The sequence below is a fragment of the [Mycobacterium] fortunisiensis genome, assembly GCF_019050325.1.
Taxonomy (GTDB): domain Bacteria; phylum Actinomycetota; class Actinomycetes; order Mycobacteriales; family Mycobacteriaceae; genus Mycobacterium; species Mycobacterium fortunisiensis.
In genome coordinates this window covers 242258-254187 of sequence record NZ_VOMB01000002.1, presented here as the reverse complement: position 1 = coordinate 254187, position 11930 = coordinate 242258, and the positions used below count along the sequence as shown (strand labels likewise).

Genomic DNA, 11930 nt, shown 5'->3' with positions numbered 1-11930 from the left:
CTGATCGGATTACCGAGGCGTCCCGATCGGCGGCAGTGAACCCACTGCCTCGAACTGGTCATGCTGAGCCGCGAGGGTGTCGGCGAGGAACGTCCGGGCGATGAGCAACAGCTCGGCGATCTTGGGGTGCGCGAGGGTGTAGTACACGGCGTTGCCGACGCGATGCCCGCTGACCACGTGGTGGCGTTTGAGGACCGCGAGATGTTGAGAGAGCAGCGTGGGCTCGATATCGCTGGCGGCCAGGATGGCGCTGACCGGCGTCGGGCCGTCACTCGTCGACAAGATCTCCAGCACCCGGATCCGGGCCGGATGCGCCAGCGCCTTGAACAGGTTGGCCTTGATCTCGTACAACGGCCGCTCGGGGCCATCGAGAATGCTGTCGGCCACCGTTGCCCCAATGCTTGACGGATTGATGAAATTCGCAATCCATCATAGCGGGCGTTACCCTGCATCAATGCCCACCGGCCAGACTCCACGCACCAAACCGGGCCCGCTGCAGTATGTCGCCTACTGCTATGGCAAGCGGCTGCCCGACTCCATGCGCGAGTGGGTGGCCAATGACCTGGCCGGTCCCGGGGCCACCATCCGGATGATGGTCCGCGTCGCGATCCCGGCGATCCTGGTGCTGGCGCCGATCTGGTTCATCCCGATGTCGCTCTACCTGCACGCCAGCATGACGGTGCCGATCTTCATCCCGTTCGTGTACTTCTCCCACGCACTGAACAAGGTGTGGCGTCGCCACATGCTCGCCAAGCACGGCCTGAACCCCGGCCTCGTCGACGAGTTGTCACGCAAGAAGAACGCGCACATCCACCAGGCCTACGCCGAACGCTACGGACCCCGCACCGGGCCGAGCAGCAGTCACGACGTCTGAGTGGGCGAATTACGCCCCGAGTTCCGATATCTCGCTGTCCAGCTTGGCGGCCTCCTCGGCCATCTGCTGCTCGGACAGTTGTGCTCCATGAGTGTGCTCGATCAGGTCGGACCGGGATACCACCTGCAGCGCGCCGCGGTACTCATCCGAATCGAGCTGCTGCGCGGGCACCACGTCGGTATGGCCCTGCACCAGTATCAGGACGGCGTCTGCCGCATCTGAGACCAGCAGTCGCCGAACGTCGTCTGTCGAAATTGTCATGGGTACGCCTCGCCCTCGTACGTTGTCGGCCAGGCTTTAGCTATGCCCGTTCGCGGCCCGGTCTATTCGCCGGCGCCGCGCGACACCCGATTGGCGGCCTGACACACGAATTCGGCCAGGCGGGGATGACCCTCGGGCGGCATCCGCTCGGCCGGTCCGCTGATCGCCACCACCCCGATCGGCCGGCCATCCACCTCGAACACCGGGGCGGCGATGGTCATCGACGGGTCATCCACCTCGGCGCTGGCCGCGTAGCCACGGGCGCGGCAGGCCTCGATCAGGGCGAGGAACTCCGGATCAGGCGGTCCGCCAAGCAATTCGATCTGTTGTTCACGGCGCAGGTACGGCAGCAGGATGCGGCCGGTGGCGCTTTCCCGGGCGGGGACGACGGCCCCGATCCGCGGCACCATGCGCAACTGCTGCCGGCTCTCGGCCACCTGCGACACCACCAGATGCGCGCCGTCGGGCTCGTTGAAGATCGCGGTTTCCCCGGTCTGCGTCGCCAACCGTTCGAGCGCCGACTGGATGTTGCGGCGCAGGTCGGATTTGGCCCGCACACTCTGGGCGATGTTCAGGATGCGCACCGTGGTCTCCCACTGCGTCGCCTGACCCTCGCGCGCCCGGATCCACCCTTGCTCGCCGAGCGTGACCAGCGCACGCTGCACCGCGCTCTTGTCGACGTCGAGCATCCGCGACAACGTCGCGACCCCCACCGGCTGGTTCGCGGCCACCGCCTCGAACACGGTCAATACCCGCGCAGCGGTCGAACTGCCCTTGACGGCCATGGGAACCCTCGATAACTTGTGTGTGTTAAATAATGATCGACCGTATCAATATTTGATACAGCTTGCAAGCCGGTTCACCGTCGGGAGGAAAACGCATGTCACTCATCACCGTCCGTCCGCTGCGGGACGACCTGTCGTTCGGTGCGCGGATCACCGGCGTCACCCTGGCCACGCTGGAGGACCACGAGGTGCGTGAACGGCTGCGCCGGGTGTTCGACGAACGCGGCATGATCCTGTTCGAAGACGTCGACCCCGACGGCAAGCTGCAGGTGGAAATCAGCAAGGTGTTCGGCCCGCTCAAGGACCATCCGATCCCCACCGTGCCGCGGGCGGGCGGAGCTCTGCACCCCGGCGTCATCGAGATCGGCCAGGCGCCGCGTGAGGGCAACATCGTGCTGGTCGACGGCAAGGAAGTCACCTCGTGGCTGCCGTGGCACTTCGATCACTGCTACAACAACCAGCTGAACCGGGCCGGCGTGCTGCGCTGCATCACCGGCGTCACCGAGGGCGGCGAGACCGGGTTCGCCGACGGAATCCAGCTCTACCACGCCCTTTCCCCCGAGCTGCGGGAGCAGATCGAGGGCCGGGGCATCCTCTACACCCTGAACCTGCGTTTCCGCGACATGCGCTTCGGCCTGGCCGACGGATTCGTCGAGATCCAGCCCCACATCGCCCTGCAGAAGACCATCGACTACGGCAAGAAGCTGCCACGCGCCGTTCATCCCGCGGTGTGGACCCGTGACACCGGCGAGAAGGTGCTGCACGTCTCGCCGTGGATGGCCGAAGGCATCGAGGGCGCCGAAAACCCCGAGGGCGACGAACTTCTCGAAGCGGTGTGCAAGGAGCTGTTGACCAAGATCACACCGTACTTCCACAAGTGGCGCGCCACCGACATGGTGATCTGGGACAACCTGCGCATGCTGCACGCGGTGAGCGGCCACGATCCGGATGAGCCACGCATCATGCACCGCACCACGATCGAGGGTGACTACGGCTTGGGCTACTTCGAAGGCAATGCCGTCGGTGACAAGATTCTGGAGATGACAGTCTAAAGCTGTTGCTGCGGACGGGGTTTGCCCTCCCCGAGCAGCCGCACACCGCCCCGCGCGCCATCGGCGATCGCGGGGCGCCGCGTTTTCCGGGGCCGCCGTGCGCCGCCACATCGGCCGCAACGCGCCCCGGCCCGACGCGGTTTTTAGCCAATCTAGGCATCGAGTAGGGTGGCCCACCGGCTTCGTCGTAGGCCAAGGACACGCGCCGCAGGCACGCCGAGGGCTGAGCAAAGCTGTCGGTTCAGCCGCTTACGATTCCTGCGGCACACGTGTGCGGGACCCTGCGTGTATCGGTCCTTCCACGCGGCCCTGATGGAAAGGACCAGCAGTGAGTTACAACGCTGCAGACATCACCGAACTCGACGATGTCCAGCACACCCGCCTGCGGCCGGCGGTGAACCTGGGCCTGGACGTGCTCAACACGGCAATGCGCGAGTTGGTGGACAACGCCATCGAAGAAGTCGCCGATCCTGGTCACGGCGGTTCCACCGTGACCATCACCCTGCACGCCGACGGGTCGGTCAGCGTCGCCGACGACGGCCGCGGCCTGCCCGTCGACTCCGACCCAGTCACCGGGAAGAACGGCATCGTCAAAACCCTGGGCACCGCGCGCGCCGGCGGCAAGTTCTCCGCGCACTCCGACGCCACAAGCACTGGCGCCGGCCTCAACGGCATCGGGGCCGCGGCGGCGGTGTTCATCTCCGCCCGTACCGACGTCACGGTGCGCCGGGCCGGAAAGACCTACCTGCAGAGTTTCGGACGCGGCTACCCCGGTGTGTTCGAGGACGCCGGGGACCGGGACTTCGACCCCGACGCCCCGTTCACCCGCGCCGACAGCCAGAAGCTGCGCGGCGCGGGCAACCGCAAGCCCAACGCCCACGGCACCACCGTGCGCATCCTGTTCGACACCGCCGTGGTGCCCGATTCCGCCCTGGATATCGGTGAGGTGCTGTTGCGCGCGCACGCCTCGGCGCGGATGTCGCCCGGAGTGCACCTCGTCGTGGTCGACGACGGCTGGCCCGGCGAGGAGGTTCCGCCCGCGTTGCTCGAGCCGTTCGACGGGCCGTGGGGCACCGATGCCCTGCTGCAACTCATGTGCACCGCGACCGGCACTCCCCTGCCCGACGTGCGTGCCGGCGTGGAGGGTCGCGGTGAATACACCACCGGACGCGGACCGACCCCGTTCCGTTGGTCGTTGACCGCGGGCCCGGCCGAACCGACCACCGTCGCCGCGTTCTGCAACACCGTGCGCACACCGAACGGCGGGTCGCACCTGACCGCCGCGGTGAAAGGTCTCTCCGAAGCCCTGGCCGACCGGGCTTCCCGGATCCGGGATCTGGGGCTGGCCAAGGGCGAGGACGGGCCGGAGCCACAGGATTTCGCGGCGGTCACCGCACTCGCGGTCGACACTCGCGCACCGGATGTGGCCTGGGATTCCCAGGCCAAGACCGCGGTGTCGTCGCGTTCGCTGAACGTGGCGATGGCCCCGGACGTGGCGCGCAGTGTGACGATCTGGGCGGCCAACCCGGCCAACACCGACGCCGTGACGCTGTGGACCAAGCTGGCACTGGAGTCCGCCCGCGCCCGGCGCAGCGCCGAGGGGGCCAAGGCCCGGTCCCGTGCCGCGTCGAAGGCCAAGGGCCTGGGAACCAATCTGTCGCTGCCGCCGAAGTTGTTGCCCAGCCGGGAGACCGGTCGCGGCTCGGGCGCCGAGTTGTTCCTGTGCGAGGGCGATTCCGCGCTGGGCACGATCAAAGCGGCCCGGGATGCGACGTTCCAGGCCGCCTTCCCGCTGAAAGGCAAGCCGCCCAACGTCTATGGGTTCGCCGTGAGCAAGGCCCGGGGCAAAGACGAGTTCGATGCGATCGAACGCATCCTGGGCTGCGGTCTGCGTGACAACTGCGACCCCGAACTGTGCCGCTACGACCGGATTCTGTTCGCCTCCGACGCCGACCCCGACGGCGGCAACATCAACTCGAGCCTCATCTCGATGTTCCTGGACTTCTACCGGCCGCTTGTCGAGGCCGGGATGGTCTACGTGACGTTGCCGCCGCTGTTCGTGGTCAAAGACGGTCAGGAACGGATCTACTGCCAGGACGAGTCCGAACGCGATGCCGCGGTGGCGCAGCTCAAAGCCACCTCCAAACGCAAAGTGGAGGTGCAACGCAACAAGGGTCTCGGTGAAATGGACGCCGACGACTTCTGGAACACCGTGCTGGATCCCGAGCGGCGCACCGTGATTCGGGTGCATCCCGACGACGGTGAGAAGAAGCTGCACCACACCCTGTTCGGCGGGCCGCCCGAGGGCCGGCGCACGTGGATGGCCGATGTCGCCGCCCATGTCGACACCGCAGCGCTCGACTTGACCTGAGACGTAGGAAAACACTGTGACTGCCACCCTGGATGTTCCCGAACAGAACCCCGACCTGGTGCTCGACCAGAGCGCCGACGACTACTGGAATCACTACCAGCTGACGTTCGCGCTCTACAGCGTCAGCGATCGCGCCATCCCTTCGGCCTTCGACGGGCTCAAGCCGGGCCAGCGCCGCCTGCTCTACCAGATGCACGATTCGAAGCTGCTGCCCGGCAACAAACCGCAGAAGTCCTCGAAGGTGTGCTCGGCCGTCACCGGCAACCTGCACCCGCATGGTGGCGCGTCGATGTACGGCGCGGCGGCGCTGATGGCCGCCGACTTCCAGCGCGTGAAAGTCATTGACGGACAAGGTGCATTCCCCCGCATCCAAGGTGACATCCCGGCCGCCGACCGCTACACCGAGATGCGGCTGTCCGCGCCCGGTGCGGCACTCACCGCCGAACTCGACAGTCACGCCGTGCCGATGGTGTCGACCTTCGACGGTGAATGGATCGAACCGACGGTGCTGCCGGCGCAGTGGCCGGTGTTGCTGTGCAACGGTGCCGTCGGCATCGCCGAGGGCTGGGCCACCAAGGTGCCCGCGCACAATCCGCGCGAGGTGATGGCGGCCTGCCGGGCCCTGTTGAAAACCCCGAACATGACCGACGATCGGTTGGTCAAGCTGATTCCGGGCCCGGACTGGGGCTGCGGGGCCACCGTGGTCGGCACCGCCGGGTTGCGGGAGTACATCACCACCGGCCGCGGCGCATTCACCGTGCGCGGCACCCTGACCGTCGACGGTAAGAACGTCGTCATCACCGAGCTGCCGCCCGGCGTGGCGAGTAACACTGTGCAGGACCGGATCCGGGCGTTGGTCGAATCGGGCGAATTGTCCGGGGTGGCCGACATGTCCGACCTCACCGACCGGCGCAACGGCCTGCGCATCGTCGTCACCGCCAAACGTGGACACAGCGCCGAGACCATCCGCGACCAGCTGCTCGCGCTGACGCCGCTGGAGTCGACCTTCGCCGCCAGCCTGGTCGCGCTCGACGAGGACCGGGTGCCGCGCTGGTGGTCAGTGCGTGAACTGATCAGCGCCTTCCTGCACCTGCGCGATTCAGTGGTGTTGCGCCGCAGCGAGTATCGACTGGAGAAGGTCGCCGCCCGCCGTCACCTGGTGGCCGGCCTGATGAAAATCCACCTGGACATCGACACTGCGGTGGCGATCATTCGTGCCTCCGAGACCGTCGACGAGGCCCGTCAGGGCCTGCAGGAACATTTCAAGATCGACACCGGGCAGGCCGATTACGTTCTGGGACTGCAACTTCGACGCCTGACCAAACTCGACGTCATCGAGCTGCAGGCCGAGGCCGAGAAGCTGGACGCCGAATTCGCCGAACTGACCGAACTGGTGTCCAACCCGGATGCCCGCCGGGTGGTGATCGACAAGGAGCTGGTCGAGACCGCAAAGCTGTTCAAGGGCCCCGAGTTCGACCGTCGCACCGTCCTCGATTTCGACGCCACGCCCGTCACGGCCGGCGCCGACGACGACGGGCCGCGCGAACGCAAGGTCAACGCCGCCTGGCGCCTCGATGACCGGGGTGTGTTCTCCGACAGCCACGGCGAGCTGTTGACGTCAGGCCTCGGTTGGGCGGTATGGACCGACGGACGGGTCAAGTTCACCAGCGGCAACGGCCTGCCCTACAAGATCCGCGACATCCCCGTCGCGCCGGACATCACCGGGCTGTTGTGCTCCGGAGTGCTGCCCGACGGCTACCACCTGGCGCTGGTGACCCGACGCGGCAAGATCCTGCGCGTCGATCCCGCCGCGGTGAATCCCCAGGGCGTGGCCGGCAACGGTGTGGCCGGGGTGAAGCTGGTGGCCGGTGACCCGATGGACGCAGTGATCGCCGCGCTGCCGGTGACGTGCGAGAACGGCGAGGCCATCCTGTCGATCTCCGAGAAAGCCTGGAAGGTCACCGAAGTCGCCGACATCCCGGTCAAGGGGCGCGGCGGCGCCGGCGTCGGATTCCACCCGTTCGTCAACGGTGAGGACGCACTGCTGTCGGCAACGATCTCCCCGACCGGGTTCGTGCGCGGCGGGCGGCCGGTGCGCGCCGAGAAACGCGCGAAGGCCTCGGTGAAGAGCGCCGGGACGGGGATCACCCCGGCCACGTAGGGCCGGGGCCTCAGGCCCGGGTGAGCTCGTCGAGCGTGAAGTCGAGCGTCACCGGCTCGCCGGTTCGAACCCGCTCGCCGACAAGGGCTTCGACGCGCTGGTACGTTCCGTCGTGGATCCGGTGCACCAGGAACCGCTCTTCCGCGTCTGAGTCGAGATCGACAATCCAATAGTGTTCGATGTCGGCTTTCGCATACTCGTAGAGCTTCATCACCCGGTCGGTCCGTCGCGAACCAGGGGACACGATCTCGACGACCAACGCGACATCGTGGGCGTCGACCCGCACGGGATTGCGATCCACGACGCTGCGATTCACCACGACAAGGTCGGGATCACGCACTGTCGGCGGGAAGCGCGCCTCGACGGTGATCTCGACTTCCTGCAGCACCGCGAGCGACTCCGGCAGCACCGCCCGGATCAACTGCCGTAGATTTCCCGACACTATCTGGTGAAGCGGACGCGGCCGCGGTGTCATGACGATGCCCCCCTCGACGAGCTCCCAGCGACGCGCCTCATCCAGCTCGAGGGCGTCCCACTGTTCGAGCGTCACCAGGTCACGGGGCAATTCGGCCAATCCCGCCATGCTGCACCTCCAGGGCCACCTACTTCAGAGCACGTTACGCCTGCTCACGGTTCCGCTCGTGGTCGAGTTTGCCCGCGGGCACCGACAAACAGCCAAAGATTTTGGGCTGGCTCGAGGTCTTGGCGCGAATGCCCCGTTGCGCCGCCCCGGCGTGGCCACACAGTTAACAACAGTCACTTTGTTAACATCTGCCCATGCAGGACTCGCCTGGGACCGGCGGCCTGCGCCGATCAGCCCCGGTTTCCCGGCGAGACGCGCTGCGCCTTGCCACCGCGGTGTCGGCGCTGGCCGGGCTCGGCGTGGCCGCGGCAAGCGCCGGCGCGCCCCGGGCGTCGGCCGCCGCTCCGACCCTGATCGACTTCGCCCAGCGGCAAATTCCGGCCCGGGACATCCGGTCTGCCGGGCATTCCGGGGTGATCAACTACGTCTCGACGTCACGCCCCGGGTCGACCTTTGGCGCCAAGCCGATCACGCTGCCCTACGCCAGGGAGCTGACCGCCGCCGGGCTGGTGATCGTCAGCAACTTCCAGTACGGCAAGCCGGGCGGGACGGCGCCGTCGGACTTCACCCGCGGCTATGCCGGGGGCGTCGCCGATGCGCGCACCGCGTGGCAGTTGCATACCGCCGCAGGTGGGGGCCGGAGCGCACCGGTCTTCTTCAGCGTCGACGACGACATCGACCGCAACGCCTGGAACACCCTGGCACTGCCGTGGTTTCGTGGAATCAACTCGGTGATCGGCGTCCAGCGCACCGGCATCTACGCGGGTATCAACCCGTGCCAGTGGGCCATCGAAGACGGTGTCATCGGCAGGTCGGGGACGCCCGGACGCGCGTGGGCGTGGCAGACCCGGTCCTGGTCGCGCGGTCAGGTCCACCCGGCCGCGGTGCTCTACCAACGGATTGTCAGCACCGCGTCGAACCCCGGCCCGGTGGTCGGCGGCATCGAGGTCGACGTCAACGATGTGCTGGCCCAGGATTGCGGTCAGTGGAACATGCATCCGTGACGTCGTCGTCGGCGTGAATCAAGGTCTGCAGCAGTGGCGTGATCAGGCGCAGGATGTCGTCGGTGCCGGCCTCGCGCAGGTCTGGCATGTGCAGCAGGTAGCGGTGGCTGGCCACGCCCATCAGCATCGCCCCCAGTAATGCCGCGCGCAGCCGCGCGTCGGGCGCGTCGATGGTGTCGGCCAGCGCGGTGACGGCTTCTGAGGTGATGTGGTCGCGCAGAATTTCGGCGGCGTCCTCACTGGTCATGCTGGCTCGCAACAGCACCGTCATGGGGCTGTTGGGGTCGGCGGCCCAGGCATCGAACATGCCGCGGGCCAGGTTCTCCGCGGTTTGCGCGGGAGTGTCGCCCACCGCGTCGGCCACCGGGATGCTCCAGTGCACGGCCTCGCGGAAGAGGTTCTTCTTGCTGCCGAAGTACTGGATGACCGAGGACTTGTCGACGCCGGCGGCCGCGGCGATACCGCGGATGGTGGCGCGTTCGTAGCCGAGGTGGGCGAAGACACCACGGGCGGCGTCCAGAATCCGGCGTCGGGTGCGCTGCCCCTTGCTCTCGCTCTCGACGCCGGCCGGATCCGGCACCGGTTCTGCACTCACCGCGCTCTCCCTCATGATCGGTTCCGCTGGCAATCGTACAAGCCGCAGGCGGCTTACCAGCTAATATAGACAACTGTTGAGTTTTGTGGGCACACTGGTAGCGACAGAGTCGATTCACTTGGGAGGACCAATGACGTCACCACGCATGAACATGGATTGGGACAGCGCCTACCGGCTCGACACGCCACCGCCGTGGAGCATCGGCAAGCCGCAACCGGAGTTGGCTGCCCTGATCGACCAGGGCAAGGTACGCAGCGACGTGCTCGACGCCGGGTGCGGACACGCAGCGCTGTCCCTGGCGCTGGCCGCACAGGGTTACACCGTGGTCGGCCTGGACGCCTCGGCCACGGCCGTGGCGGCCGCCACCGCAACCGCAGCCGAAAAGGGCTTGACCTCAGCCACATTCGCCCAGGCCGACATCACCGCGTTCGACGGCTACGACGGCCGGTTCGCCACCGTTCTCGACAGCGGACTGCTGCATTCACTACCGCCGGAAAAGCGGGCAGACTACGTGCGGGCGATCTCGCGGGCCGCCGCCCCGGGCGCCTCGCTGTACATCTTGGCGTTCGCCGCCGACGCCTTCGGTGACGCCCTCCCCGACGACCGACCCGGCCCACGCGGCTTGACCGAGGCCGAGTTGCGTGAGGTGGTCTCCACCGACTGGGAGATCGACGACGTGCATGCGGCCAAGCTGTACGGCAACGACAGCGCCTTCACCGCAGCGCCCGATCTGGCGCTCGAACGCGACAACGAGGGCCACGTGCTGATGTCCGGCTTCCTGCTCAGCGCCCACAAGCCGGCGTAGCGCGGATCTACCGAAGAGAACAGGAGTACGGATATGGGGCTGTTCACCCAGAAGGAAAAGGACTACCTCGCATCACAGCGGGTCGGCCGACTGGCCACCGTCGGCAAAACCGCTCAGCCACATGTGATTCCAGTGGGTTTTCACCTCGATACCGACAGTGAGTCGATAAAGATCGGCGGGCACTCTTACCGCGGTCAGGCTCGGCTCTACATTCGGCACCTGCAGAGCAATCCGCAGGCCGCGTTCGTCGTCGACGACGTCGTCACCGAGCCGCAATGGGCGCCGCGCGGAGTTCTGATCAAAGGTCCGGTACGGATCCACGACACCGGCGGCGAGGCACTGGGCCCCGGGTTCGGGCCCCGCTGGATCGAGATCACACCGCAATGGGTGAATTCGTGGGGCATCAACGCCGATCCGTTCGCCGAACCCAGCGCACCTCGCAAAGCCACGGACACCTGACGTTCGACCCGCCGAGGCAGGGCCGGTGACCGCTATGTGGCAGCGAGCCTGGCGATCTCGGTGCCCAGCTTGTTGACGACGTAGACATTGCCGTCGCCGTCAACGGCAATGTCGGCCGGAGTCTGCAATCCATCGAACGGCAGCTGGGCCCAGTCGCCACCAGGGGTCACCGTTCGCGACACCGTATTGGCCTGCAAGTCTGTGGCATACAGGTTCCCCGCGGCGTCGACCGCCAGGCCGCCGGCGTGGCCGGTCACACCGGCCACCGGCTCGGCCGTGGTTGCGCCCTTGGCGATCTTGACGATCTTGCCCCGCATGGACACATACAGGTTGTCGTCCCCGTCGACCACCATGTGCCCGAGGCCGTCGACTTCACCGACGGCGAGCTCGGTCGGAACTCTCTTCCCGGGTGCGAGTTTCAGTAGCTTGTGTTGCTCGTTGTCGCCGAGATAGACGGTGCCGTCCCGCGCCACCGCGATCTTGCTGAAGTGCCGAAGCCGGTCGAACGGCAGCGGTTCTGCTGTGGTGGCGCCCGGTTTGAGGGTCTCGACGACACCGCCGAGTTTGACGAATGACACCGTGCCATCCGGGGCGACTGCCATCGACGACACCACGGGCTGTGGATCGAGATTCATCCGCGCCGGTTGGGCAGCCCCGGGCGCCAGTGTCGACAACCCGCCCGAACCGCCCAGGTACAGCACGTTGTTCGGGCCGGCCTCGATCTCGCTGATGCCGATCGGATCGACTGGAATCGTAGTCTGCGCACCCGCTTGCAGCGGCGCGTCCGCCACCGGCGAGGCCGGGCCCGGCGAGCACGCCACCAGCATGCTTCCCACAGCGAGGGCGGCCACCCCCAGCAGGTGTCCGACGGCCATGCCGCGCCGTCGCCACCGCGATGTGGGTGGTGGCCCGCGACGTGTGGTGGTTTCGGGCTCCACTCCCGGGATCCTAGGCCGTGCGGCCGCACTCCAGAGCAGAAC

At 67.1% G+C, this 11930-nt stretch carries 13 protein-coding genes; 7 read left to right on the top strand and 6 right to left on the bottom strand.

Annotated elements, in window-relative coordinates; all coding sequences use genetic code 11:
- Nucleotides 1-9: 9 nt before the first annotated feature.
- Nucleotides 10-387, bottom strand: coding sequence for an ArsR/SmtB family transcription factor (locus tag FR943_RS01620; RefSeq protein WP_217154536.1), 378 nt, complete (start codon nucleotides 385-387; stop codon nucleotides 10-12).
- Between the two features lie 67 nt (nucleotides 388-454).
- Here FR943_RS01620 and FR943_RS01615 point away from each other — a divergent pair, with 67 nt between their 5' ends.
- Nucleotides 455-874 (top strand): DUF5313 domain-containing protein, encoded by a 420-nt coding sequence (locus FR943_RS01615; protein WP_217154535.1) that lies wholly within the window; start codon nucleotides 455-457, stop codon nucleotides 872-874.
- 9 nt (nucleotides 875-883) lie between these two features.
- Here the strand turns inward: FR943_RS01615 and FR943_RS01610 are convergent, their stop codons facing one another.
- Both FR943_RS01610 and FR943_RS01605 read right to left on the bottom strand, forming a co-directional pair.
- Entirely contained in the window at nucleotides 884-1135 is a 252-nt protein-coding gene (locus FR943_RS01610; protein WP_217154534.1) for a hypothetical protein, read from the bottom strand.
- 62 nt (nucleotides 1136-1197) lie between these two features.
- Nucleotides 1198-1920 (bottom strand): IclR family transcriptional regulator, encoded by a 723-nt coding sequence (locus FR943_RS01605; protein ID WP_217154533.1) that lies wholly within the window; start codon nucleotides 1918-1920, stop codon nucleotides 1198-1200.
- A gap of 95 nt (nucleotides 1921-2015) precedes the next feature.
- Between FR943_RS01605 and FR943_RS01600 the strand changes: the two genes are divergently transcribed.
- The 3 genes from FR943_RS01600 to FR943_RS01590 all read left to right on the top strand — a co-directional run bounded on the left by FR943_RS01600 (nucleotide 2016) and on the right by FR943_RS01590 (nucleotide 7504).
- A complete protein-coding gene (locus FR943_RS01600; RefSeq protein WP_217154532.1) occupies nucleotides 2016-2972 on the top strand; it encodes a TauD/TfdA dioxygenase family protein in 957 nt (318 codons plus the stop codon).
- A 328-nt stretch (nucleotides 2973-3300) separates the two neighbouring features.
- Complete coding sequence (locus FR943_RS01595; RefSeq protein ID WP_217154531.1) at nucleotides 3301-5343, top strand: toprim domain-containing protein; 2043 nt, start codon at nucleotides 3301-3303, stop codon at nucleotides 5341-5343.
- 16 nt (nucleotides 5344-5359) lie between these two features.
- Entirely contained in the window at nucleotides 5360-7504 is a 2145-nt protein-coding gene (locus FR943_RS01590) for a DNA gyrase subunit A (protein WP_217154530.1), read from the top strand.
- Between the two features lie 10 nt (nucleotides 7505-7514).
- On the opposite strand, the gene FR943_RS01585 is transcribed toward FR943_RS01590, so the two are convergent.
- Nucleotides 7515-8087: a Uma2 family endonuclease gene (locus FR943_RS01585; protein WP_217154529.1), complete on the bottom strand. Its 573-nt coding sequence runs from the start codon at nucleotides 8085-8087 to the stop codon at nucleotides 7515-7517.
- A gap of 194 nt (nucleotides 8088-8281) precedes the next feature.
- Between FR943_RS01585 and FR943_RS01580 the strand changes: the two genes are divergently transcribed.
- On the top strand, nucleotides 8282-9091 hold the full coding sequence (locus FR943_RS01580; protein ID WP_217154528.1) for a DUF1906 domain-containing protein: 810 nt from the start codon (nucleotides 8282-8284) through the stop codon (nucleotides 9089-9091).
- On the opposite strand, the gene FR943_RS01575 is transcribed toward FR943_RS01580, so the two are convergent.
- Nucleotides 9042-9686 carry a TetR/AcrR family transcriptional regulator gene (locus FR943_RS01575; protein WP_443732530.1) on the bottom strand — a complete coding sequence of 215 codons (645 nt, stop codon included), beginning with the start codon at nucleotides 9684-9686 and terminating at the stop codon, nucleotides 9042-9044. The two genes, FR943_RS01580 and FR943_RS01575, sit on opposite strands and share 50 nt — an antisense overlap.
- Nucleotides 9687-9816: 130 nt before the next feature.
- On the opposite strand from FR943_RS01575, the gene FR943_RS01570 reads away from it, so the two are divergent.
- Entirely contained in the window at nucleotides 9817-10491 is a 675-nt protein-coding gene (locus tag FR943_RS01570) for a class I SAM-dependent methyltransferase (RefSeq protein ID WP_217154526.1), read from the top strand.
- Between the two features lie 33 nt (nucleotides 10492-10524).
- Nucleotides 10525-10950 carry a PPOX class F420-dependent oxidoreductase gene (locus tag FR943_RS01565; protein WP_217154525.1) on the top strand — a complete coding sequence of 142 codons (426 nt, stop codon included), beginning with the start codon at nucleotides 10525-10527 and terminating at the stop codon, nucleotides 10948-10950.
- A 32-nt stretch (nucleotides 10951-10982) separates the two neighbouring features.
- Here the strand turns inward: FR943_RS01565 and FR943_RS01560 are convergent, their stop codons facing one another.
- On the bottom strand, nucleotides 10983-11825 hold the full coding sequence (locus FR943_RS01560) for an NHL repeat-containing protein (protein WP_217154524.1): 843 nt from the start codon (nucleotides 11823-11825) through the stop codon (nucleotides 10983-10985).
- Between the last annotated feature and the right edge of the window lie 105 nt (nucleotides 11826-11930).

Excerpts from the sequence above, each read along its gene's own strand:
- FR943_RS01580 (WP_217154528.1), top strand. The coding sequence starts at position 8,282 with ATGCAGGACTCGCCTGGGACCGGCGGCCTGCGCCGATCAGCCCCGGTT.
- FR943_RS01600 (WP_217154532.1), top strand. The coding sequence starts at position 2,016 with ATGTCACTCATCACCGTCCGTCCGCTGCGGGACGACCTGTCGTTCGGT.
- FR943_RS01570 (WP_217154526.1), top strand. The coding sequence starts at position 9,817 with ATGACGTCACCACGCATGAACATGGATTGGGACAGCGCCTACCGGCTC.
- FR943_RS01610 (WP_217154534.1), bottom strand. The coding sequence starts at position 1,135 with ATGACAATTTCGACAGACGACGTTCGGCGACTGCTGGTCTCAGATGCG.
- FR943_RS01585 (WP_217154529.1), bottom strand. The coding sequence starts at position 8,087 with ATGGCGGGATTGGCCGAATTGCCCCGTGACCTGGTGACGCTCGAACAG.
- FR943_RS01565 (WP_217154525.1), top strand. The coding sequence starts at position 10,525 with ATGGGGCTGTTCACCCAGAAGGAAAAGGACTACCTCGCATCACAGCGG.
- FR943_RS01560 (WP_217154524.1), bottom strand. The coding sequence starts at position 11,825 with ATGGCCGTCGGACACCTGCTGGGGGTGGCCGCCCTCGCTGTGGGAAGC.
- FR943_RS01615 (WP_217154535.1), top strand. The coding sequence starts at position 455 with ATGCCCACCGGCCAGACTCCACGCACCAAACCGGGCCCGCTGCAGTAT.
- FR943_RS01605 (WP_217154533.1), bottom strand. The coding sequence starts at position 1,920 with ATGGCCGTCAAGGGCAGTTCGACCGCTGCGCGGGTATTGACCGTGTTC.